Consider the following 24,085-nt stretch of genomic DNA (forward strand, 5'->3'; position numbering starts at 1 on the left):
CCTTAATCTTTACGGAACATCTTCAGCATGCGCTGAGTGACGGTAAACCCGCCAAAGATGTTGATACTGGCGATAAGCACCGCGACAAACGCAAGCGCAGTGACGAGAGCTGAACCTTGACCTATTTGCAATAATGCACCCACCACAATAATGCCTGAAATCGCATTGGTGACCGACATTAATGGTGTATGCAAAGAGTGCGACACATTCCATACGACGTAATAACCGACCACACAAGATAGGATGAATACGGTGAAGTGCGACAAAAATTCAGCAGGTGCGACTGAAGCGACAGCGGCAAAGCCGGCAAGGCCTAATGCACCTAAAATGTATTTAAGTTTTGATGGTGCCTTGTCAACTTCGGCGGCTTTAGGCTCGATACTCGCTGCTGGTTTTTGCGGTGCAGCAGATACTGAGATTGCTGGTGGTGGGAAAGTAATTTCGCCGCCACGAGTCACTGTCATGTTACGCATGACAACATCATCAAAATCGAGCTCTGCATTACCGTCTTTGGCTTTACACATTAACTTCATCAAGTTGACTAAGTTGGTGCCATAAAGCTGTGACGATTGCGCAGGTAAGCGGCCTGGTAAGTCGGTATAACCCAATACCTTCACGCCATTTTCGGTAATAAAGCGTTCACCAGTGACAGTATATTCACAGTTACCGCCAGTAGCGGCTGCTAAATCGACAATCACTGAGCCAGGTTTCATGGTGTCTACCATGTCTTTGGTGATCAGTTTTGGCGCAGGGCGACCAGGAATTAGCGCCGTGGTAATAATTATGTCGACATCTTTGGCTTGTTCGGCGAATAGTGCCATTTCAGCGGCAATAAATTCTTCTGACATCACTTTGGCATAACCGTCAGATGAACCGCCTTCTTTGTTTTCGAATTCAAGCTTTAAGAAGCTGCCGCCCATTGACTCAATTTGCTCTGCCACTTCAAGACGGGTATCAAATGCGCGTACTATGGCACCTAACGAGCCTGCTGTACCAATAGCGGCAAGACCGGCAACACCTGCACCAATAACCAGTACTTTGGCTGGTGGCACTTTACCTGCTGCGGTAATTTGGCCAGTAAAGAAACGACCAAATTCGTGTGCAGCTTCAATCACTGCACGATAGCCACCAATGTTGGCCATCGATGATAAGGCATCGAGTGACTGTGCACGTGAAATACGCGGCACCATGTCCATTGCCATTACGGTAATATTGTGACTTGCCAATTTTTCAACAAGTTCAGGGTTTTGTGCTGGCCAAATAAAACTGACTAGCGTAGTACCTGGTTTCATTTTGGCGATTTCGTCATCTGACGGCGCATTCACTTTAAAAATAAAGTCAGCTTGGTACACGCTGTCAACAACATCCGCCCCAGCGGCTTCAAACGCAGCATTATCAAAGCTAGACTTAACACCTGCCTGGGCTTCAATTGCCACACTAAAGCCGAGTTTTTTTAGCTGTACCACAGTGGCCGGAGTCGCCGCGACTCGAGTTTCACCCTCGATACTTTCTCTCGGTATTCCAATCTGCATGACTGTTTCCTGATGGTTAATAAAAAAGACTGTCTATTGTTGTTCCCCATCAATAGACCATTCCGTTAGAGTATTACTGTCTCACATGGGCACTTTTACGATAGCAAAATTGCAACATGTGGCCATTGAAGTTGGGTAAACTATTTAGTCAATGGCATCACGCTGACATAGTTATATTATATTTGCACGTCGTTTTACTCAGAGAACAATCAACCTGAGAATTATTCTTCAGTTAACTGGACCTCCTAGCTTGCGACATCAAGCATGTTCGGTACAAGTGCCTTTAGGCTAATTACTGGTTTTAAATTAAGGTTATTTAAAAACTTTTAACTGTGCCACACTTTTGTAGCTTAAAAAATCATCTTTGCATATTCCTAAATGGAATAAAAAATCATCTTTTATTCTTTTTTGGTTTTTGTTGGTAGGAGTAAGCTAGTCAACATTACACTGTTATAAGGCCGTCTTATGTTGTTAAAAGAACTTTCAGCTTTAGCTTCGCCACTGTCACAAACACAAGTCGACAAGCTAAAACAATTTACCTCAGAATTAACTTCTGTTCAGCTTGCCTGGGTCAGTGGCTACTTGGCAGCAAGTGCGAGCCAAGAGCAAACCGCAGGCATCGCTGCAGCAGAAACATCTGCCGCGCAAACAGTGACCATTTTATACGGCAGCCAAACGGGCAATGGCCGTGGCGTAGCTAAAGCGTTAGCCGCCAAAGCTCAGGCGCAAGGTTATGCCGTTAATATTATCTCTATGGGTGAATATAATGTACGCCAACTTAAGCAAGAAACCATCTTGTTTTTAGTTGTGAGTACCCATGGCGAAGGCGAAGCACCTGATGATGCGATGGAACTGCATAAGTTTTTAGCCTCAAAACGTGCGCCTAAACTTGATAACTTACATTACGCTGTATTAGCGCTAGGCGACTCCAGCTATGAGTTCTTCTGCCAAACGGGCAAAGACTTTGATGCACGTTTGAGTGCCTTAGGGGCAAAGTCGTTATTACCATTAGTTGAATGTGATGTTGATTATGAAGATATTTCATCTCAATGGCAGGACAGCGTTGTTGAGGCCGTTAAACCTTATATTCAAGCATCTAGTGCCAATGTCGTGTCAATTGGTGCAACATCGACAGCTGGCGAAAGTGAGTACACTAAGCAAAATCCTTATACTGCAGAAGTGCTTTTGAGCCAAAAAATTACTGGCCGTGATTCAGACCGTGACGTACGCCATGTCGAAATTGATTTAGGCGAGTCAGGGTTAAATTATCAGGTTGGTGATGCCTTGGGCGTGTGGTTTAGTAATAACCCTGCATTAGTCGACGAAGTGATCACCGCACTTGGTTTAGCTGCAGATGACAATGTCACCGTATCGAAACAGTTAGTATCATTACAAGCTGCGTTAACTGACAAGAAAGAATTAACTCAGTTATATCCAGGTTTAATAAAGTCATGGGCTGAGTTGAGTGGTAATGCTGAACTTGCTGCCATTTGTGAAGACAAAGAACAAACCAGACAATTTATTCTTAAGCATCAGTTAGCTGATTTAGTTGCAGCATATCCTGCCAAGGTTAGCGCCATGCAATTGGTTGATATGTTACGCCCATTAACGCCTCGCTTATATTCAATTGCCTCTAGCCAAGCCGAAGTTGAAGCCGAGGTGCACCTAACGGTGGCATTGGTTGAAGATGAGCGTCAAGGCCAAGCTCGCTTTGGTGGTGCATCGCACTTTTTAGCCTCTGCAGAAGAAGGCCAGCAAGTTAATGTGTACGTTGAACCAAACAATCATTTCCGTTTACCAGAAAACCCAGATACACCGGTGATTATGGTAGGCCCTGGTACTGGTGTTGCGCCATTCCGCGCCTTTATGCAGCAACGCGCCGCCGACGGTGTGTCGGGTAACAGCTGGCTATTTTTTGGTAACCCACACTTTGAACAAGATTTCTTATACCAAGTTGAATGGCAACAATATCTCAAAAACGGTGATTTATCGCGTTTAGACGTGGCGTTCTCACGCGATCAAGCTCATAAAGTGTATGTGCAGCATCGTATTGCTGAACAAGCTGAAGCGTTATGGCAGTGGCTACAAAATGGCGCTCATGTGTACATCTGTGGTGATGCAGACCGCATGGCAAAAGACGTACACCAAGCATTAGTGAATATTGCGGTTGAACAAGGTGGCTTAAGCGCTGATGACGCAGAAGCTTACTTTGAAACACTTCGTAGCGACAAACGCTATCAAAAAGACGTGTATTAAATTTCGACCCGGTTGTGAGTCCAAATCTAGCAACCCAATCGCACTAATGAATTGAACAGAATTAAGAGAGGCCCTGGCCATGAGTGAGCAAAAGTTAGCGTTAAACGAATACTTAAAAATCGACAGTGATTATTTACGCGGCGATATCCAAGAGGGTTTAGATACCCAAGTGACAGGATCGTTTAGCGATGGCGATCAGCAGCTGATCAAATTCCACGGTTTTTATCAGCAAGACGACCGCGATTTACGTAACGAGCGTAAAGAGCAAAAGTTAGAACCCTTACACAGCTTCATGTTACGAGCCCGTGTACCTGGTGGTATTTGTACCCCAGAGCAGTGGTTAGAAGTAGATAAAATTTCATCAACGCTAACCACCTCAAACAGCATTCGTTTAACTACGCGTCAAACGTTTCAGTACCACGGCATTCCTAAGCGTAATTTAAAAACTTTGATCCAAGATCTTGATCGCGCCGCATTAGATTCTATTGCTGCTTGTGGTGATGTAAACCGTAACGTGATGTGTAACCCAAACCCAGTTGAATCTAAGTTACATGCGCAAGCGTATGCCGTTGCTAAGCATTTATCTGATCATCTGTTACCACACACTCGTGCTTATGCAGAGATTTGGTTAGATGAAGAAAAGTTATTAGGCACCGAAACGGTTGAGCCTGTTTACGGTAAAACCTATTTGCCACGTAAATTTAAAATGGCTGTCGCAGTTCCGCCACATAACGATGTCGACGTATATACCAACGACCTTGGTTTTATTGCGGTAGCAGAAGCCGGAGAGTTAATTGGCTTTAACTTGGTTGCTGGTGGCGGTATGGGTTCTACCCACGGTGAAGTTGAAACGTTCCCCCGTTTAGCCGATGACTTGGGATTTATTAAAACAGCAGATGTCACTAAGTTTGCCGAAGCGGTGATGACAGTTCAACGAGACTGGGGTAATCGTGTTGTCCGTAAACGTGCCCGTTTAAAGTACACCATTGTTGATCATGGTCTTGAGGCATTTAAAGCCGAAGTCGAAAAACGTGCAGGCGTTAAATTTGAGCCTAAGCGTGATGTGATCATTGGTGATCGCGGCGATCGTTATGGTTGGGTTGAAGGCATCGACAATAAATTTCATTTAACACTATTTATTGAAAGTGGCCGCATTAAAGATTTACCCGGTCAAACCCTGCAGACTGGGTTACGTGAAATTGCCAAAATCCATAAAGGTGATTTCCGCATGACCTCAAATCAGAATATGATTATTGCGGGTGTTGCTGCACAAGATAAAGCCAACATTGAAGGCTTAGCGCGTAAGCATGGTTTATTGGGCAAAGTATTAAGTGGTACTCGTGGGCATTCAATTGCCTGTGTAGCTTTACCTACTTGCCCATTAGCGATGGCGGAAGCTGAACGTTACTTCCCTGAGTTTATCGATCATATTGATGCACTACAGGCAAAACACGGCATTAGTGAGCAATCAATAGTGGTGCGCATGACAGGTTGTCCAAACGGTTGTGCTCGTCCATTTGCAGCCGAAATTGGTTTAGTGGGTAAAGCACCTGGGCGCTATAACTTGTATTTAGGCGCCAGCTTTGAAGGCACACGTTTAAATAAAATGCATAAAGAAAACATCCAAGAAGCTGAAATTCTAGCTGAATTGGATACCTTGTTTGGCCGCTACGCAACAGAGCGTGATGCGGGCGAAACCTTTGGTAACTTCACTGTGCGCATTGGCGTAGTGAAGGCGGTTATAGACGCCGCTAAGGATTTTCATGCTTAATCAAGTGGTAACGACTGCGTCAACAGACGCGGCCGTCGATCATTCTGTCACTCCGGCTCAACTGCAGGCGTTATTATTAGCGCCTAAAGCAGAGCAAACAGCAGCGCTTGAAAACATTAACCAGTTTTTAGCTGGCTTAACGGCGCAGCAACGTGTTGCTTGGGGTCTAGCGTATTTACCGGGCGAGCATGCGTTATCGTCTAGCTTTGGAATTCAAGGCGCGGTGATGTTGCACATGATGACCCAAGCACAAAGCGATATTCCGGTGATTTTAACCGACACTGGTTATTTGTTTACTGAGACTTATCAATTTATTGATCAGTTAACTGAGCGCTTAAACCTCAATCTTAAAGTGTACCAAGCGGGTCAAACTCAAGCGTGGCAAGAAGCCCGTTTTGGTAAGCTGTGGGAGCAGGGGATTGACGGCTTAGAAAAGTATAACCGCATTAATAAAGTTGAGCCTATGCAGCGTGCATTAGCTGAATTAAATGTCGGTACTTGGTTTGCAGGCTTGCGCCGTAGCCAGTCGAGTACCCGTGAAGCATTGCCTATTTTAGCCATTAGTGGCAAACGTTTTAAATTGTTACCCATCATTGAGTGGAGCAATAAAGACGTGCATATGTACCTAACTGAACATGACTTGCCATATCACCCATTATGGGAGCAAGGCTATGTTTCAGTCGGTGATACTCACTCAAGCAAACCACTTGAGCTGGGCATGACTGAAGAAGAAACTCGTTTTAACGGCTTAAAACGAGAATGTGGTTTGCACTTCGATATTTAATCTCTTCACCGTGAGTTTGTTATCGGTATGCTTGATTGATGCAAGATGGTGGGAGAGTTAGCTCGATTCATTGGTTTATGGGTCATTAATTGGTTAGTTTGATAGAAAAAATTAAATTTTATTTAAATTTTTATGCAACTGTGCCGATAGTAGTCTAGATTTAGACATTCCCGTAGACGGTTTTTGTCGACGTTTTGAGATTGTTTTTGCAATCTACGTACCTTCAAAAGCTTTGCTCGCACCTCGAGCACATTGATTGACTTGTTAGCGTATAAGCAATCGATTTGGTTATTCCCGATAACTCTGCACTATAGAGTTATCGGGAAATCTGTTGTTGTACAATTACCCGCAAAATCCCCACACTATTTTCCCTTCTGTTTTACTCACACAATATGCATACCCTATTAACCCCATTAATACCAAGCTGCTTGTATCCCTATTTATTGATTTTTTAGGTGTGTGGTTTCTGGAATAAATAACCTCCAACGAGGCATATCCTAATGCGTTCGATAACATTTAATGTTAAATTAATCCATAGTTTATCGGTGTAATCAACAATGCTTACTCGTGAAATAATACATTTTTAATGCTAACTCATGTCATGGAAGAGTTAACAATCATATCAATTGGAGTTTATAGATGAATAAAATGGCAATTGCTGCAGTGGTATTGGCTGTAGGTGCTGGCGGATACTTTCTGTCACAGCAGGGAACATCAGTAGTTAAAAACGACCCAATGTTGGATTATATCCCTGCCGATACGTTGGCATTTTCTGGGCAGTTAGTGCCATTTCCGTTAAAAAGTTATCTGTATAGCATCCAGGGTAATTATCAAGCTTACGATGCGGATAATATGCTGTCTTTGGATGATAGTTCATCTCCTCAAGAGCGTTTTTTTATCAGTTTATATAAGCAATACATGACTGTATTGGCTGATCCTGAGACCCTACTATCAACATACGGATTACCTGATTCACTTAAGAGCTATTTTTATACACTCGGCGCGTTACCCGTGATGAAAATTCAGCTGAGTAATCCAACTGCTTTTTGGGCCGAACTCGATCGTGCCGAGCAAGAAAGCGGCTTGACTCATTCCATGGGTAAGTCTGGCGATGTTGATTATCGCGGCTACGCATTAACTGATGCGGGCGAGAAAGAAAAGATTGAACTCATATTTGCCGAAAAAGATGGTTGGTTAACGGTGACATTGAATACGTCATTTAACCAAGCTGAATTACTTGAAACGGCATTGGGTGAAAAGAAAGTTGAACACCCTATTAGTGAAACCACTATGTTGCAAGATATCGCTAAGAAACATGGTTTTATGCAAGACAGCATAAGCTTTATTAATCATGTTGAATTGGCCAAAGGATTAACATCTAGCGACGGTAACATGCTTGCCAAGCAAATGACCAAAATGGTTGCAATGGAAGGTGAAGATCCATTTGCTGAAATGAAAACACCTGTGTGTCAAACTGAATTAAATGCCATTGCCGCCAACTGGCCGCGTACTGTCATGGGGCTTAACTCATACTCTATTACTCGAGACGAAAGCACCATTGATGCAGCCGTCGTGGTGGAAAGTAACAACCAAGTCATTTTATCTGCATTGAATAAAATACGAGGTTTTGTACCGTCATTTATGGGTGACTCTCATGAAAATATCTTATCGGTTGCGCTGGGTATTGATGCTAACAAATTAGCACCAGCATTGAGTGAAATATGGACCGACCTACAAACACCAGAATATCAATGTGCTCCGCTAGCAGAAATGCAATCTGAGCTAAGTGATTTAAATCCGTCGATGCTTGGCATGATGACAGGTATGGTAAACGGTGTTAAAGGCGTGAGTATTACGTTAGGTGATTACAAATTAACTGAAAAAAATGGTGAGCCGAGTTTTGAAAAGTTAGATGCGCTTATTACAGTGTCGGCTGAAAAACCAATGATGTTAGTTGATATGATGAAGCCCTTTTATCCACCACTTGTAGATGTGGATTTAAAAGACAATGGTGATCCGGTCGACATCACATCACTGTTAATGTTACCGCCAGAATTGGGTGTTAGTGCAAAATTAGCCATAAAAGGTAATCAATTAGTGGCTTATACTGGCGACAGAGGTACTGAACTCGCAGATTTTATTGCTACACAATTACTCGAACCTACAGGTTTTTTCAACTTTTCGGTAGATTATCAAAAAATGCTTACCCCATTAATTGATATGGTGGAAATGAGTGGTGAACCTATGCCAGAAGAACTGTTGATGTTAAAAGACTACAATATGCGTCTAAACATGTCGGTAGATTTCACCGATAAAGGCATAGTAATTGGCTCTACCGTAAACAGTAAAGCGAATGCAAAATAACCCTAACGCTTATTGATCGTAATATCTGTAATAAAAAAGGTGACCAGTACGGTCACCTTTTTTTGTATTAGCACATTTCAACGTAATTTTTATCTGATTATAGCAAAAGCTATAGAAGGTCGTTTAGCGCAACACCAATACCAATACGCTGATTGTGATGGTTATAATCAATTAAGCTTTCACCGTAACCATTAAAGTATTGAGTATAAATACGTAAATTACCCACAATCGGGTAGCTCCAAGTCATTTGAATCGCGCCGCGGTTAGTCGCACGTAAGTTGTTACGCAATAACATCGTAAAGCGATGCTCATCTAAGCCGTAAACTCCTGTTAATTCAAAGTTACCCATATAATGGTTGATGTCTGGATTATCATCACCTTTAGCGGAATTAATATCTTCTTTGTCATCTTCTGGGATACGCCACCATACTTTAAGCCCGAGTGCGAACGGACCACGGTCAAATACCACGCTGCCGTATATTCGGTTCCAGCTACGCGATAGTTGATTAGCTTGGCCATTAGATTGATGCACTGCGCCGACACCTAAAAACGAGTTAGTAAAGCCGCCAATTTTCCAGTCATTATTAAACAACATAAACACCTCAGGTTCGTGGTTAGTTTCACGAAAAGGTGATGATGCATTCGAGTTATAAACTTGCCAATAAGATTGATTTGTATAAGCAAAATACAAATGGCCATTATCACCAAAAACATTATACCAAACTGGAAACTTAAAACTGATTTGAAATTTAGCTTCTAAGTTATCAACGGTAAAATCTTCATCTGGGTATTTAATGTCAAAGGGTGATGAGTTAGGGCGAGTTTGGTATGTCACAGGTAACAGATAATTTACCTTGTGTGGGGTGAGTACAAAACGTTTTTCAGATGTAGCCAGCTCATCTTTAACTCGGGCTTCGACCAATGAGTCTTCGGCAAGAGCAAGTGAACTATTACCTAGTAGTAACAGCAACGAGAGTCCAAGAAATTGAGTACTTTTTATCATTGCATCATCCATCAGCATAATTATTGGTTTGGTTTGGTGTAGTGATTAGTCTTTTCGAGGTTCATTGTTATCAATTGATAGAGATTTGTCGAATTAAGTTATCAATTGTTGTCAATTTATCATCTTCTTCAATCCATATCGGCATGTCCGATAGATTAAATGGCTTTCAAATAACTTTATATTCTATTTGGTTATAAAAACTAACTATTAACTATTATATATGGAATATAGAAAGCGTTATATTTGATCATGGTCAAATATTTTGGGGTTAATGTGATGGAGTTAGTATCGATGCAGGGGCTACAAGCCAAAGGCAAAGTATGGCTAGTCGGTGCTGGTCCTGGTGACGTAGAGCTGTTAACCCTAAAAGCCTATCGCATTCTTAAACAAGCTGATGTTGTGTTGTATGACGCATTAGTTAGCCAAGATATTTTGGATCTTATTCCACCACAGGTCGAAAAAATTGCAGTGGGTAAACGTGCTGGCAAGCATAGTGCGCCACAAGATGAGATTAATCAACTGCTAGTGACTAAAGCGTTTACCCGCAAAAATGTGGTGCGTTTAAAAGGTGGCGATCCATTTATTTTTGGTCGTGGTGGTGAAGAGTTACAAACGTTAGTTGGCGCAGGTATCGCATTTGAAGTCGTTCCTGGTATTACCGCAGCTAGTGGCACCTCTGCTTATGCTGGTATTCCGCTAACACATCGTGATTATGCCCAAGGGGTGACGTTTATTACTGGTCATTGCCAGTTAGCCTGCCGTCCTATGGATTGGCAAGGCTATGCTAATCCGAATAATACCTTAGTGGTGTATATGGGGATTTTAAACGCCAACATGATTAGGGATGGATTAATTGACGCAGGCAGAAGTGCTGATACGCCAGTGGCTATTGTGTCCAACGCGACTACATCATCGCAGCAGCGGTTTATTGGTAAGCTAGGTGAACTAGCCCAATTAGCTGCTGATCCTGCTTTGCAGATGCCTGCGCTGATGATTATCGGTGAAGTTGTTGAGTTAGCGGACAGCTTAAATTGGTTTGCTCCTGTCACTGCGCAACAAAAAACTGCTCAACAAAAAACAGATTTAGACACAGTGGCAAAAGCGCTGTAGTCGAATAATTTAACCCGCTGCTCTGCAGCAATATTAGGTAATGGAGAATCATCATGGCAGGCCGTTCGTTAAGCCATTTACAACAACTGGAAGCAGAAAGCATCCAGATTATCCGTGAAGTAGCAGCTGAGTTTGGTAATCCTGTCATGATGTATTCGATAGGCAAAGATTCATCGGTAATGCTGCATCTTGCGCGCAAAGCTTTTTACCCGGGTAAAATTCCATTTCCCTTATTGCATGTCGATACGGGTTGGAAATTCAAAGAGATGATAGCCTTTCGTGATGCGCAAGCCAAAGCGTTTGGTTTTGAGTTACTGACTCACACTAATCAGGAAGGTGTTGAACAAGGTGTTGGTCCATTCACCCATGGCAGTGCTAAGCACACTGACATTATGAAAACCCAAGGGTTAAAACAAGCATTGAATAAATATGGTTTTGATGCTGCGTTTGGCGGCGCCCGCCGTGACGAAGAAAAGTCTCGTGCCAAAGAACGGGTATATTCGTTTCGTGATAAACACCATCGCTGGGACCCTAAAAACCAACGTCCAGAGTTATGGCGCACCTATAATGGCGCGGTCAACAAAGGCGAGAGTATTCGAGTATTCCCTTTATCTAACTGGACTGAGCTCGATATTTGGCAGTATATCTATCAAGAAAATATTGAAATCGTACCATTATATTTTGCTGCACAACGCACCGTAGTAAACAAAGGTGGTCAGCTCATCATGAAAGATGATGACCGTATGCCTTTAGAAGAAGGTGATGTTGAATCGGTTGAACGGGTTCGCTTCAGAACCTTAGGTTGTTACCCGTTAACTGCGGCGATGCCGTCAGAAGCTGATACCTTAGAAAAAATTATTGAAGAAATGCTGTTAACCCGTTCAAGTGAACGTGAAGGTCGCTTAATTGATTCAGACCAAAGTGCGTCAATGGAGCAGAAAAAGCGTCAAGGCTATTTCTAAGTAATTGAACATGGTTGTTTAAACAACCCAGCATGCGAACGAATTTGAGTGAGAAAGATTATGGACCAAGCAAAAACCAATACCGACCGTATGGCCGCAGAGATCCAGTTGCACGGTGTGAAAGAATATTTAGCGTTACAACAGAATAAAGGCTTACTACGCTTTCTAACCTGTGGCAGTGTCGATGATGGCAAAAGTACCTTAATTGGTCGTTTACTGCATGACAGTGCGCAGATTTATGAAGATCAGCTTGCGAGCCTAAAAAGTGACAGCGCTAAAATGGGCACTACTGGTGAAGCTATTGACCTTGCGTTATTGGTTGATGGTTTACAAGCTGAGCGTGAGCAAGGCATTACGATTGATGTCGCTTATCGTTATTTCTCCAGTGAAAAACGTAAATTTATTATTGCTGATACTCCTGGTCATGAACAATATACCCGCAACATGGCAACGGGAGCATCAACTTGCGACTTAGCGGTTATTTTGGTTGATGCGCGTTATGGTGTGCAAACTCAAACTAAACGTCATGCCTTTATCGCGTCATTGTTAGGATTACGTCATTTTGTTGTGGCAGTAAACAAAATGGATTTGGTCGGTTTTGATCAAACTGTATTTGAGAAAATTCAAGCTGATTTTACTGATTTCGTCAAAGACTTTGGTGATTTAGACATTCACTTTGTGCCGTTATCTGCTTTAAATGGCGACAACGTGGTTAACCGCAGTACGCAGTGTGATTGGTATCAAGGTGGTACTTTACTTGAGCTACTTGAAACTATCGATACCCAGCGTGAACTGAGCGATCTTCCCGTTCGTTTCCCAGTGCAGTATGTGTTACGTCCTAACTTAGATTTTCGTGGTTTCTCTGGCACGTTGGCGTCAGGCATCATTAAAGTGGGTGACGAGTTAGTCGCATTACCATCGGGAAAACGCAGTAAAATTGAGCGTATTGTGACATTTGACGGTGATTTACCAGAAGCGGTAGCAGGCCAAGCTATTACCATTACCCTTGAAGATGAGATTGATATCTCGCGTGGTGATTTATTAGCCCAACCAGCAACCGCACCAGAAATCGCTAATCATATTGTTGCAGATATGGTGTGGATGGATGAAAAGCCATTACAGATCGGTCAATTATATGATGTGAAAGTTGCAGGTAAGAAAACTCAAGCTGTCGTGAGCGAAATTGAATATATTACTGACGTGAACACCCTTGAGCGCAGCGCAGCAAGCACATTAAGCTTAAACACCATTGCCCGAGTTAAGTTAGATTTAACCGAATCGATAGTGTTAGATGCTTATAGCTTGGTACGTGATACTGGCGGCATTATTTTAATTGATCGATTATCTAATGCCACTGTTGCAGCGGCCATGGTTGTCAGTGGTCATCAAGGTGACAAGCAAAGTAATATTGAGTTTAGTCCATTTGAAGTTGAGTTTAATGCGTTAGTACGTAAGCATTATCCACATTGGAACGCGCGCGATATCAGTGTACTTGGAAAATAAATAATGAGCGAAATATGGTTGTTAGCGATTATTTTGTTAGCACTGGTCGGTGGGCTTCTTGCTGGGCTTGCAACACCGGCTGCCATGTTTTTTTTCGCTTCATTATTATGTTACATGCTCGGGTTAGTGGATTTAAGTGCTAGCCTGAGTAGCTTTACCAATAACGGTTTAATTACCTTAGTGCTGTTGGTGCTGGCCGCCACGGCACTCGAGAAAACCTCATTATTGGGAAAATTAAGCCAAGTGATAGGTAAAGGATCGTTATTTTCAACCTTGGCTAAATTAGGTGTATCGACGGCGTTATTATCATCGTTTACCAATAACACAGCGGTAGTGGCCTCGTTAATTGGTGTGGTACGTCGCAATCAAGCACATGCGCCTTCTAAGTTATTGCTGCCATTAAACTATGCCGCAATTCTAGGTGGTACATTAACCTTAATTGGTACCTCTACCAGTTTAATTGTTAACTCATTTGTTGAAAATGCAGGCCTTGAACCTTTGGGTTTTTTTGAGTTTTCACAAGTTGGTTTATTAGTGGTAATAAGTGGTTTATTGGTGTTAACCATTATGGCCAACTTTTTACCCGATAGGCGTGAAGAGTCCGAAGATGAGACTTTACCTTACTTACTGGAAGCTCATATATCCAAAACGTCGGCCTTAGCTGGCAAAAGCGTAATAGATAACCGTTTGCGTGCACTTAAAAAACTCTATTTAGTTGAGTTGGAGCGTAGTGGCATTCGTATTTGTCCTGTGCCACCGCAAATGGTGCTGCAAGCAGATGACGTATTACGTTTCAGCGGTTCAGTTGAGTCGGTTGAGTTATTGCATCAATTTGATGGTTTAGAATGGTTTGGAAAGCAACATGCTAAAGGGCAAAACTTGGTCGAAGCCGTGTTAGCGCCATCATCGAGCTTAGTGGGAACAACGCTTAAAGACTCGCGCTTTCGTGAAGTGTTTGATGCTGCCGTGATGGCAATTCGTCGAGGTAATCTGCGATTAAAAGGCGGATTGGGGGATGTGATCTTACAACCTGGTGATGTGTTACTGCTCACGCCTGGCGATCGTTTTTCTAAGTGCCCTAATTTAACCAGCGACTTTGCAGCCGTCAGCGGTTTAGAGTTAAGTGTCCGCTTAGATGAAAAGCGCGGTATTTGGGTCCTTGTTGGGTTTGCATTAACCATTGTGGCGAGTATTTTTGATGTATTACCGTTAGCTAAGGGATTAGTTTTATTGTTACTCAGCTATGTGGCAATTGGCGCAATAACCTTAAGTGAGCTTAAACGTCGTTTTCCGCTGGAATTGGTGGTGATTGTGGGCAGTGCCTTAGGCTTAGCTAACTTAATGGTCACCACAGGCCTCGCAGACATAATGGCGCAAACCTTATTAAGTGTGTTTAGTGGTTACGGTGTGTTTGCCGCTTTTGTTGGGATTTACCTGATTACTTTGGTTGTCACCGAGTTGATAACCAACAACGCTGCTGCAGCACTGGCATTTCCGGTCGCTTATGCGGTTGCCACTAGTTTTGGAGTTGATCCTCGTCCGTTTATTATGGCGGTAGTATTTGGTGCCAGCGCGAGCTTTATTTCACCTTACGGCTATCAAACTAATCTGATGGTATTTAATGCCGGTAATTATAAATTAAGCGATTTTGTGCGTTTAGGTTTACCGTTATCAATTGTGTATTCATTCGTGGTTATTTTTTCAATTCCGTATTTTTTCCCGTTTTAACAAAGAATTTGAGTGTGGCGTAACGGCCACCAGAGAGGAGTAGTGATGAGCAATATTGTTTGGCATCAACATGCCATTGACCAAGCTGCCCGTGGAGCCCAAAAAGGCCAAAACCCAGTGTTGTTGTGGTTTACAGGGTTATCTGGTTCGGGTAAATCAACCCTTGCTGGTGCATTAGAACGGGCGTTATTCGAGTATGGTTTTCATACCTATTTGCTCGATGGTGATAATGTTCGTCATGGTTTGTGTAAAGACTTGGGCTTTAGCCTTGAAGATCGCGATGAGAATTTACGTCGAGTCGGTGAGGTGGCTAAGTTGATGGTTGATTCTGGCTTAGTGGTGCTGTCAGCATTTATCTCACCAACCCGTGAAGAACGTGATCGTGTCCGGGCATTATTCCCACAAGGGCAATTTGTTGAAGTGCATGTCTCTACACCGTTGAGCGTGTGTGAATCGAGAGACCCAAAAGGTCTGTATGTTAAAGCGCGTAATGGTGAAATCACCAACTTTACGGGCATTTCATCGCCTTACGAAGTGCCTGAATCTGCTGAGTTAACCATTGATACCAGTAAAGGTGATTTAGTCACTCAAGTGAATGGATTGTTGGCGTATTTAAAAGCCATTGAAGTGCTCAATCCACCAAGACAAATTGCTGGTGCAGGAATTTAAATTGACACCATAAAAAAGGGCTGAAATATCAGCCCTTTTTGATCAAATTTATTGAGAATTAAATGTTGTCATAATGCCGTCGAATTAAATCAATTTTACCCAACATGTTCGCTCTAGGTAACAATTGAAAGCGATATCACAAATAATGCAGCAATATATTTTCATTTTTCTATGCGCTTGCCGACGTGTCTATTTTGTTTAACGGCAAGTCTCTAGCCTGTTCGCGTAGATAATCCATTCCAGCCAAAAAGCCTGAGAACATTTTTAAGGCAATAAACTGACCAGCAACGGTAGTGGTATAATTATTACCTTGTTTATTGAGGGCTCCTGCAGAAATTAAGTAGCTCATTTCTAATGGGAATGCTTGCCACAAAGACTTGCCTGTATGGGCTTTAAACTGTTGGTTATCCAATAAGCCGTGACCCATCATCATCATTAAATGATGCTGTGAAAGTGATTTATTTTGTAATGGTTTGGTATAACAAGTACCAGAGTGCCCAGTATTGATACGGTTGATATAATCTGGAATATCAAAACTGGATATTCTAAATTGCTCACCAAAGCGGCCGAATGCGCCAGAACCTACGCCAAAGCAGTCTTCGCCATCAAGTACATATTTATTTTCAACAGGTTGACCGAAATTGCGGCTGAAGGTCCATGGGAACTCCATAATATAACGCTCTTTCATGGCTTCTTTTACCGCTAAAAATTGTGGCCATAAGTCTTCTGGACGGCCTGCCAGTCCACCCGCTTTTTTTCGATTTTTACCAATACCTATCGTTAATGGATAAGTGGTAATTTGATCTGGATTTAAACGAATAGTTTGGGCTAAGTCGCTGGCAACGGTTTCAGGTGTTTGGATTTTAAAGCCATACATCATGTCTAAATTAACCGTAGGTATAATATCAATTGCGTGGCTAACGTATTCAGCTTGTTGCAAGCCGCTACCAAATTTTTCAAAACGACCGCTGGCTTTTAAAATCCTATCATCAAAGCTTTGTATTCCAATCGACATGCGGTCGACCAAGCCTTTGAGTAAATGAGGGTTACCTTCTTTAAAATAAATCGGATCGCTTTCACATGACACTTCACGTATTGATGTTAATGACTTAATCATTTCAATAGTTTTGATTAATTCATCTTCTAAGATCGTGGTGGTTCCGCCACCGATATACACCCGATTAAATCGAAAACCTTGGGCTATGACTTGACGAATTTCTTGCCTTAATGCTTTGAAATATTCTTTGGCGACACCTTCATTAAATTTAATTTTATGAAATGAGCAAAAGCGGCACAGTGTATGGCAAAAAGGAATATGAATATAAAGCGTTTCAATAGGCTTTTCTGGCACACTAAGTTGCTCTAATTCATCAAGCGCGACAGCATCTTTTAGACTTAATGATTGTCTTATGGTTTGACCCATCACCCAGTCAAGGCTGTTTGTGGCAAGGTTTAACCTTGAGGTAGAAAGAAATTTTTTCATGAGTTGCCCTTAGTCTTAAAAATACAGTCAATGGCATGAGTCTTTAAGTGAGTCATCATGATTGGCTTACGCACTAAATTAGTTTATAAATCATAGCGTAGATGAGCGATAACAAAGAAACTGTTGCCTGTGGCATGAAAATACAAATATGTATAAAATCTGAGTCTTCTTATTGCTAAAATTTGATGCCTATCACCTATTAAACATAAAAATCTATAGTTAATTGATGAAAACTATTTATTAATCGCTGCATAAAACTACTTTCAGGTTAATTGAATTAGCGTAAAACCATGAGTAACTGCTGGAACTCATATACCACAGTTCCAACGTCATCATATTATCTGAAGGTTGAGAGGTCGGTAGGGGTAAATATTATTGAAAGCCTGAGTATTGGTATTACAAAGGGATGAATACCATTGGCTAAGTACTTAAGTACCTTAGCACTAGCGTAAATGCTCTTCATACAATGGCACTGACAATATCTTGTGTCGTTGCTCAATATAGTGGTTTTTTGCTTGTCATAGCGCTTCTATTAACTGTATGTTTAATTAAAAGCTAACTATGGCAAAGCCTAAAATGATTTGCTATGGGGCTAAATAAACCCGAACGGTTTAGTTTAGATGAGCTTTACAGTAATACATGCTTCAATACGCGCTGCCAGTTTTCACCCATAAAACGATCGCGATCTGTGGCTTTGAAACGAGCTTTTTTCAAGGCATCGTCGATGCGGCTCATGCGGTCGATATTGTTGAGTTCAGGGATCACCACATGTTTTGGTTCAACGTCAAAACCTAATACATTTTTGTCTTCTAAGTTGTACCACCATTCGAGATATTCTTTTATCCCTTCGCTATTATTGTTATCTAACGCTAATAGGTTTTCTTGACCACGAAGTGGGAAGTCATTGGCGATTGCTACGCAATCAACGCCGCCCACTTTAGCAATATAAGCGAGTTGGTTGATGTAGTCTTCTATCGTTGGAATTGGCTTGTTGGTGAGCCAAAAGCTCATCATAAACACCCCAAATACTCCGCCGTTATCGCCAATGGCACGGATAACTTCATCGGGTGAGCAACGGGCATTGTTTACAATTGCGCGCGCAGCACCATGGCTTTGCACTACAGGAGACTGGCTGGTTTTAACTGCATCAAGGGCTGTTTGGGCGCTTGAGTGACTAACATCAATAAGAATATTTTTCCGATTAAGCTCTGTTATGAGCTCGCGCCCAGCGGCGGTTAATGGAGTATTCAAACTATTTAAGCCATTATTATCTAATGCACCACCAGCATAACGATTACCATAATGGTGTGTCAGCTGTAGTACTCGTAAACCCTGTTGATGCAAATTATCTAGTTGTTGCCATTCATTACTTAAGCTGTCATTTTCAACACAATCAGCGCCTTGAATTTGAAAAAATACGGCCGTTTGTTGCTGTGTTCTAGCTTTACTAATATCAGTACCTGTAAGCCCTTGCAGATACACGTCTGGATTGGCTTTTACTGAGTTAGCCGCTTGGGTAATACTGTTGATGCAGGCTTGATAAGTGCGTTTATAGTTTTTAGTGCCATCGGCTTGTTCAATGGTTTCTATTGCTGAGATATCGGCGATAAAGGCGTCGAGCTTTGAGGCTTTAACATCATTGATGTCGGTTGGTAAAAACGATAACCCATCGATGTATAATCGACGTGGCTTAGCGGCCCAAGTAGGAAATGAGCTTAAAGGGCTTAATAATGTGGCTGCTCCAAGGCCTTTTAACATATGACGGCGAGCTTGGTTACAGACTTTTTGAGTCATTATTATTCCTTAGTGTTGGCAGGTGTTTCAGGTACCAACATCTTGTGTATAGGTAACGATGGCTTGCGCTAACGCAGTTAAACCATTGGTACGAGATGGACTTAATTGGCCACTTAATCCGAGACGGTCAAAATACTGTGTTACATCAAATTGCTGTATTTGCTCGGTGGTTTTACCTTGGCAGGCTACCAGTAACAACCCAATTAAGCCTTTTACAATACGGGCATCGCTATCAGCCAGATAAAAATGTTGGCCATTTAGTGTGTAATGGTACAACCATGCTTGGCTTTCACAGCCTTTAACTTGTGCATCCGGCTGTTTAAATTCTGCTGCGAGTGGCGGTAATAGCTTTCCTAATAACATTATCTGGCGGTATTTATCTTGCCAGTTATTAGCTTGCTCAATGAGGTTAACGGCTTCAACTAATTCATCCGATAAAGGCGAAAATAACTGCGGTGAAGGTGTCGTGCTTGGGTTTAACATGGTAATTCAATTAACCTCGGTTGTAGAGAAAAGATACATCAGGAGCCGCGTGTTGTACCTTAACACTATAACAATAACTCTTTTACAGTATTAAGTGCATGAATAAATTGATCAACATCTTGCTTATTAGTATAGATGCCAATAGACGCACGGCAACAACCGCTTAAATTAAGACTGGTCATCAGCGGCATAGCGCAATGATGACCACAACGAACGGCCACAGCTTGTTGGTCGAGTAAAATTCCTACATCTTGGTGATGTTCACCTTGTAGATTGAAAGCGACTGCGCCAACATTATGGCTGTGATTCTCAGTTAAGAGCTTCTGTTCGCCGTGACTATCCTTGGCAATACCATACAACTCAATAGCGCCAAGTTGTTGCAGTTGCTGTTGTAAGTAGTGGATCAATTGTTGTTCATGGGCGAGCAGTTGTTCGCGGGGCAATTGTTGTAAAAAATGAATTGCTGCCCCTAGGCCAATGACTTCAGCTATAGCTGGCGTGCCAGCTTCAAGGCGATTAGGTAACGCACCAAACTCAGTCTGCTCAAAACTCACGGTTTTGATCATCTCGCCGCCAGTGAGCATTGGGGTTAATTGATCGAGTTGATGAAATCGACCATATAAAATTCCCACGCCTGTTGGTCCATACATTTTATGGCCTGAAAACACATAAAAGTCACAATCAATTTGTTGCACATCAACAGTTAAATGGGCAATGGCCTGAGCGCCATCAACCAAGGTTAGCGCGCCGACGGCTTTGGCTTTTGCGACCAGCTCATTGACTGGGTTTAATGTACCTAAAGCATTTGACACATGGCATAGGGCAACCACTTTAGGTTTTAGGGCTAATAGTTGATCAAAAGCGGCGATATCCAGTTGCGCGTCAATTGTTAACGGGATCGGTTTGATCACCGCGCCGGTTCGCTTTGCTAGTTCCTGCCAAGGAACAATATTGGCGTGGTGAGCTGCGGTATCAATTAAGATCACATCATTTGGCTTGATCTGCGAAGTCAGTCCGTAGGCCACCATATTGATCGATTCTGTGGTGCCGTGGGTAAAAATGATTTCGTCTTGACGCTGGGCATGGATAAATTCAACCACTTGTTGCCGAACGGCTTCATATTGCTGAGTTGCCCGCGCAGACAATTGATGCGCCGCACGGTGCACATTGGCGTTGTTGAGTTGGTAGTACTCGGTCATCGCATCAATCACCGCTTGCGGCTTTTGGCTAGTGGCTGCGGTGTCTAAGTAGCACAAAGGATGATCGCCAATGGTCTGTTTAAGTGCCGGGAATTGATCGCGCAATGCTTGATGATCAAATAAAACGGCAGACGATAATGACGATGCAGGCTTCATAAATAAGGGTTTCTGTATTAAAAAGAAAAGGCATCAAGATCTTCAGTGATCTTGATGCCTAATGCAAGGCTTTGTGGCAATAAGCCTAATGACGTGAGCTTACGGACAAGGGAAACGATATAACGCCGATAACTCGTTAATTCTGCCCATCAACTCAGCAGATAAGCTGACTTTATGACTGTCGATGTTTTGCTTTAACTGATGTAAATCGGTGGCCCCAATAATGTTAGCGGCGACAAATTTGCGGCTATTTACAAACGCTAGGGCCATTTCGGTGGGAGATAAACTAAACTCACGGGCCAAATCGATATAAGCTTGCGTCGCTTCCAGTGCCATTGGGGTACTGTTGTAGCGGGCAAAACGTTTAAATACCGTTAAACGCGCGCCTTCAGGCCACTGATTATTTTCGTATTTACCAGTTAAAGCACCAAAGGCTAACGGCGAATAAGCTAATAACGGCACATCTTCACGATAACTGATTTCAGACATGGCGATTTCGTAGCTGCGATTCAGCAAGTTGTAAGGATTTTGTACACTGATAATACGCGGCAAATCGTGCTTTTCGGCTAATTTTAGATATTTCATAAAGCCCCAAGGGGTTTCATTAGAAATGCCGATATAACGTACTTTACCTTGCTTAATGATTTCTGCTAAGGCTTCAAGAGTGTCTAAAATAGGAGTGAAATGTTCAGCTTCGTCATGTTCATACATCATTTCGCCGAAGAAATTGGTGTTTCTATCCGGCCAATGTATTTGATACAAATCGATAGTATCGATTTGTAAGCGCGCTAATGAGTCATCAACTGCTTGATGGATGTTGCGCCAATCGAGAGCCATATCTTTACGGATGTAATCACCTTTACCACCAGGGGCAGCCACTTTAGTGGCAATCACTAAATTGTCGCGATTACCTTGTGCTTTGAGGTAGTTACCAATAATGCGTTCGGTTTCACCTTGGGTTTCTGCTTTAGGTGGAACAGGGTACATTTCAGCAGTATCAATAAAGTTAACGCCTTGACCAATAGCATAATCGAGTTGAGCAAAAGCTTCGGCTTGAGTATTTTGTTCACCCCAAGTCATGGTGCCGAGGCAGATTTTACTCACCTCAAGGCTAGAATGCGCGATACGTTGATATTCCATTATGATCCTCCTATGGAATGTGCTTAATCTGAGGCTACCAAGCTTTTGCATCCTTGCAAAGCGCTATAGCTGCGTCGAAGTAAGACTGCTTAAAAAATATTCAGAATCACATGTTAATGAGGTTATCTTCTTTAATTATGATATGTTTTCGCCAATGGAGTTGTTATCAAAGGATTGTTATGAAGTTTCGAGTGTGGATAGTACTAGTAGTCATTTTATTTGTGGCTTTGACTGGTTGGTTTTATTTCAACCAACAGTTAACCGATCCGATTGCATCTTCACCATCTCAGCCCAGTAAAACACTAGGTAATCAAATTCAAAATCTTCCAGGGCCCTCTCTCGAAACCGATGTTAAAGTTATTCCGACTAACAATTATGCTGTTTGCAAAACACTACTACAAAATAATGATAAACAAAGTGGTGATTGGGCTAGTGATAATTACCTTGGTTGGGACAAATATCTCAATGAATACAGTCTCGACGAAGTCACGCTAGTCGTCGAAAAACTATCAAGCGAGTACGCTGCAGTAAATTTTAAAGTGACACAACTACGGAAAAATTCCGAATTAGTGCAATTCAACCAAAAGTATACTCAACTATTGCATCAAGATCTTGTCAATCAAGGCGTAGATTTAAATGATGAGTTTTTTCGTGAAGCAACAGTGACAAGAAAAGTACCATTACCAGAATTTGAAAATATTTCGAACCTATCACTAGAGCAACAAAAAGCCCTTTTTGACAACGTAACACCTACTATAGATGATGCTGCCGCGTTGATGTTAGATAAACACGTTTCAGATCAAATGATGATTATCATACTTGATCATATCAATGGCCTAAATGCGATTGTTGGATTTGAAGAACTCGATACTGTTTCAATTCTCGACTATGCCATATATGGTTCTCGAATCGATGTCGTGAAATATCTACTAGAGAGTGGTGTGGAACCAACACAAGATAGTTATTTGGCATCATCAATGGAATGGGCATTAAGTGGATTAACTTATAAACCAAACCATCAGACAGCAGCGATCGAAATGATAAAAATGCTACAAGCTCGCCAAGTGAATGCACGTTTTAACCAACAAGACCGAACATTAGTTGAGGGTTTTTTTCCAAAAAATTATTATCAATTTGAAGCGGAAAAAATTGAGTCCTTACTGCAACTATACGGGCTCGACTTACTAAGTATTGAGGGGAAAACGCTTCCTCGTATCGCTGAAGACCATCCGCTATTACAAGCTTTGCAAGCACAACAGTTGGCTTTTTCCGAACAAGAGTTAAACGTTACAGACTTAGGTAATGTATTATCTCAATGTCGTACTACAGTGAATCATATTAATCAGCAGTGGCAACCCAAAAGTTCAGCCTCTTTGCTTGATCAAGCCGAAAAAGATTACTTACTAGATCCCCAACAAACCATCAACCAACTCGCTAAAATCGATCCGAGCTTAGTCGATTGTCTAATCACTCGAGTGACACCTTATCAACGTCCACAGAGGTATATTCCGAACTTAAATCAACAATTTAGATTACTTGACGATGGTAATATCAATGGTTTCATTGATGCGGTATTAACCTTGCCATTAACAGATGCGAATAAGAATTTGCTTTTTACCCAAGCATTAGAATTCGATAGCTATTTTTATGATGAGTTATTGAATAGCGAGTTATATGTGGATCCCATCCAGTACTACGACTTTAATTCTCATATGTTTAGTCCTAAGTTTTTAAGTGGATTGGATGACTCAGGCTATGATTTATATGAACAGGATAATCGCGGTAAAACCTTACTTTATTATGCAGTTATCAACGGTAATTTGATTAATATTACCTATATTGTTGATCAGAAACTTCCCTTTAAAGGCCGCAGTACTGAACCACTATTGAGTAAAGGGCTCGATCCCTTACATGTGGCATTAAGTATTGAACCTTGGCAATTTAAGCCAGAAGATGCCGTTGAAAAAGTGGATTTGTTAATGCGCTATCAACCTAAAATCGATGAGTTTCATTTACGTCGAATGGGTTTGATAAAGTTAAAATACCCCGATGTTTATCAACAAATTATTAGTGCCTACTCACAACTCAAAGTTATTGATGACAACGCGTTACCTTTGAGTATATGTGGGATATAGTCAACCAAAATGA

At 42.0% G+C, this 24,085-nt stretch carries 17 protein-coding genes; 10 read left to right on the forward strand and 7 right to left on the reverse strand.

Annotated features, from left to right (window positions below):
- Nucleotides 1-2 precede the first annotated feature (2 nt).
- A complete protein-coding gene (locus FH971_RS03365) occupies nt 3-1,532 on the reverse strand; it encodes a Re/Si-specific NAD(P)(+) transhydrogenase subunit alpha (RefSeq protein ID WP_140233356.1) in 1,530 nt (509 codons plus the stop codon).
- Between the two features lie 465 nt (nt 1,533-1,997).
- Between FH971_RS03365 and FH971_RS03370 the strand changes: the two genes are divergently transcribed.
- The 4 genes from FH971_RS03370 (at nt 1,998) to FH971_RS03385 (ending at nt 8,707) form a co-directional block, all read left to right on the forward strand.
- Nucleotides 1,998-3,788, forward strand: a complete 1,791-nt coding sequence (locus FH971_RS03370) for an assimilatory sulfite reductase (NADPH) flavoprotein subunit (RefSeq protein ID WP_140233357.1) — start codon at nt 1,998-2,000, stop codon at nt 3,786-3,788.
- Between the two features lie 79 nt (nt 3,789-3,867).
- Nucleotides 3,868-5,559, forward strand: coding sequence for an assimilatory sulfite reductase (NADPH) hemoprotein subunit (gene cysI, locus FH971_RS03375; protein WP_140233359.1), 1,692 nt, complete (start codon nt 3,868-3,870; stop codon nt 5,557-5,559).
- A complete protein-coding gene (locus FH971_RS03380) occupies nt 5,552-6,343 on the forward strand; it encodes a phosphoadenylyl-sulfate reductase (RefSeq protein WP_140233360.1) in 792 nt (263 codons plus the stop codon). The genes cysI and FH971_RS03380 overlap by 8 nt, the downstream gene beginning before the upstream one ends.
- Before the next feature lie 639 nt (nt 6,344-6,982).
- The gene (locus tag FH971_RS03385) at nt 6,983-8,707 is read left to right on the forward strand and encodes a hypothetical protein (RefSeq protein ID WP_140233361.1); all 1,725 of its coding nucleotides are present in this window, start codon (nt 6,983-6,985) and stop codon (nt 8,705-8,707) included.
- Between the two features lie 109 nt (nt 8,708-8,816).
- Here FH971_RS03385 and FH971_RS03390 read toward each other — a convergent pair whose 3' ends face one another.
- Nucleotides 8,817-9,710: a phospholipase A gene (locus tag FH971_RS03390; protein ID WP_240778431.1), complete on the reverse strand. Its 894-nt coding sequence runs from the start codon at nt 9,708-9,710 to the stop codon at nt 8,817-8,819.
- A 276-nt stretch (nt 9,711-9,986) separates the two neighbouring features.
- Between FH971_RS03390 and cobA the strand changes: the two genes are divergently transcribed.
- The 5 genes from cobA to cysC are packed head-to-tail and all read left to right on the forward strand — an operon-like array spanning nt 9,987 to nt 15,682.
- Nucleotides 9,987-10,820, forward strand: a complete 834-nt coding sequence (gene cobA, locus FH971_RS03395; RefSeq protein ID WP_140235507.1) for a uroporphyrinogen-III C-methyltransferase — start codon at nt 9,987-9,989, stop codon at nt 10,818-10,820.
- A 53-nt stretch (nt 10,821-10,873) separates the two neighbouring features.
- On the forward strand, nt 10,874-11,782 hold the full coding sequence (gene cysD, locus FH971_RS03400; protein ID WP_140233362.1) for a sulfate adenylyltransferase subunit CysD: 909 nt from the start codon (nt 10,874-10,876) through the stop codon (nt 11,780-11,782).
- Nucleotides 11,783-11,842: 60 nt separating this feature from the next.
- On the forward strand, nt 11,843-13,285 hold the full coding sequence (gene cysN, locus FH971_RS03405) for a sulfate adenylyltransferase subunit CysN (RefSeq protein WP_140233364.1): 1,443 nt from the start codon (nt 11,843-11,845) through the stop codon (nt 13,283-13,285).
- A 3-nt stretch (nt 13,286-13,288) separates the two neighbouring features.
- Entirely contained in the window at nt 13,289-15,013 is a 1,725-nt protein-coding gene (locus tag FH971_RS03410) for an SLC13 family permease (protein WP_140233365.1), read from the forward strand.
- 45 nt (nt 15,014-15,058) lie between these two features.
- Nucleotides 15,059-15,682: an adenylyl-sulfate kinase gene (gene cysC, locus FH971_RS03415; protein ID WP_140233367.1), complete on the forward strand. Its 624-nt coding sequence runs from the start codon at nt 15,059-15,061 to the stop codon at nt 15,680-15,682.
- Between the two features lie 169 nt (nt 15,683-15,851).
- Here cysC and FH971_RS03420 read toward each other — a convergent pair whose 3' ends face one another.
- From FH971_RS03420 to FH971_RS03440, 5 genes are all read right to left on the reverse strand, one after another.
- On the reverse strand, nt 15,852-17,165 hold the full coding sequence (locus FH971_RS03420; protein WP_140233368.1) for a coproporphyrinogen III oxidase family protein: 1,314 nt from the start codon (nt 17,163-17,165) through the stop codon (nt 15,852-15,854).
- A 627-nt stretch (nt 17,166-17,792) separates the two neighbouring features.
- Nucleotides 17,793-18,959: a membrane dipeptidase gene (locus FH971_RS03425; RefSeq protein ID WP_140233369.1), complete on the reverse strand. Its 1,167-nt coding sequence runs from the start codon at nt 18,957-18,959 to the stop codon at nt 17,793-17,795.
- A gap of 27 nt (nt 18,960-18,986) precedes the next feature.
- Nucleotides 18,987-19,442, reverse strand: coding sequence for a SufE family protein (locus FH971_RS03430; protein WP_140233371.1), 456 nt, complete (start codon nt 19,440-19,442; stop codon nt 18,987-18,989).
- Nucleotides 19,443-19,507: 65 nt separating this feature from the next.
- Nucleotides 19,508-20,797 (reverse strand): aminotransferase class V-fold PLP-dependent enzyme, encoded by a 1,290-nt coding sequence (locus FH971_RS03435; RefSeq protein WP_140233372.1) that lies wholly within the window; start codon nt 20,795-20,797, stop codon nt 19,508-19,510.
- A gap of 99 nt (nt 20,798-20,896) precedes the next feature.
- Nucleotides 20,897-21,937 carry an NADP(H)-dependent aldo-keto reductase gene (locus tag FH971_RS03440; RefSeq protein ID WP_140233373.1) on the reverse strand — a complete coding sequence of 347 codons (1,041 nt, stop codon included), beginning with the start codon at nt 21,935-21,937 and terminating at the stop codon, nt 20,897-20,899.
- A 179-nt stretch (nt 21,938-22,116) separates the two neighbouring features.
- On the opposite strand from FH971_RS03440, the gene FH971_RS03445 reads away from it, so the two are divergent.
- A complete protein-coding gene (locus FH971_RS03445) occupies nt 22,117-24,072 on the forward strand; it encodes a hypothetical protein (RefSeq protein WP_140233374.1) in 1,956 nt (651 codons plus the stop codon).
- The last annotated feature ends 13 nt before the right edge of the window (nt 24,073-24,085 follow it).

The organism is Shewanella polaris, assembly GCF_006385555.1.
Lineage (GTDB): Bacteria > Pseudomonadota > Gammaproteobacteria > Enterobacterales > Shewanellaceae > Shewanella > Shewanella polaris.

Coding starts and splice junctions, on each gene's coding strand:
- FH971_RS03365 (WP_140233356.1), bottom strand. CDS start 1,532: ATGCAGATTGGAATACCGAGAGAAAGTATCGAGGGTGAAACTCGAGTC.
- FH971_RS03370 (WP_140233357.1), top strand. CDS start 1,998: ATGTTGTTAAAAGAACTTTCAGCTTTAGCTTCGCCACTGTCACAAACA.
- cysI (WP_140233359.1), top strand. CDS start 3,868: ATGAGTGAGCAAAAGTTAGCGTTAAACGAATACTTAAAAATCGACAGT.
- FH971_RS03380 (WP_140233360.1), top strand. CDS start 5,552: ATGCTTAATCAAGTGGTAACGACTGCGTCAACAGACGCGGCCGTCGAT.
- FH971_RS03385 (WP_140233361.1), top strand. CDS start 6,983: ATGAATAAAATGGCAATTGCTGCAGTGGTATTGGCTGTAGGTGCTGGC.
- FH971_RS03390 (WP_240778431.1), bottom strand. CDS start 9,710: ATGATAAAAAGTACTCAATTTCTTGGACTCTCGTTGCTGTTACTACTA.
- cobA (WP_140235507.1), top strand. CDS start 9,987: ATGGAGTTAGTATCGATGCAGGGGCTACAAGCCAAAGGCAAAGTATGG.
- cysD (WP_140233362.1), top strand. CDS start 10,874: ATGGCAGGCCGTTCGTTAAGCCATTTACAACAACTGGAAGCAGAAAGC.
- cysN (WP_140233364.1), top strand. CDS start 11,843: ATGGACCAAGCAAAAACCAATACCGACCGTATGGCCGCAGAGATCCAG.
- FH971_RS03410 (WP_140233365.1), top strand. CDS start 13,289: ATGAGCGAAATATGGTTGTTAGCGATTATTTTGTTAGCACTGGTCGGT.
- cysC (WP_140233367.1), top strand. CDS start 15,059: ATGAGCAATATTGTTTGGCATCAACATGCCATTGACCAAGCTGCCCGT.
- FH971_RS03420 (WP_140233368.1), bottom strand. CDS start 17,165: ATGAAAAAATTTCTTTCTACCTCAAGGTTAAACCTTGCCACAAACAGC.
- FH971_RS03425 (WP_140233369.1), bottom strand. CDS start 18,959: ATGACTCAAAAAGTCTGTAACCAAGCTCGCCGTCATATGTTAAAAGGC.
- FH971_RS03430 (WP_140233371.1), bottom strand. CDS start 19,442: ATGTTAAACCCAAGCACGACACCTTCACCGCAGTTATTTTCGCCTTTA.
- FH971_RS03435 (WP_140233372.1), bottom strand. CDS start 20,797: ATGAAGCCTGCATCGTCATTATCGTCTGCCGTTTTATTTGATCATCAA.
- FH971_RS03440 (WP_140233373.1), bottom strand. CDS start 21,937: ATGGAATATCAACGTATCGCGCATTCTAGCCTTGAGGTGAGTAAAATC.
- FH971_RS03445 (WP_140233374.1), top strand. CDS start 22,117: ATGAAGTTTCGAGTGTGGATAGTACTAGTAGTCATTTTATTTGTGGCT.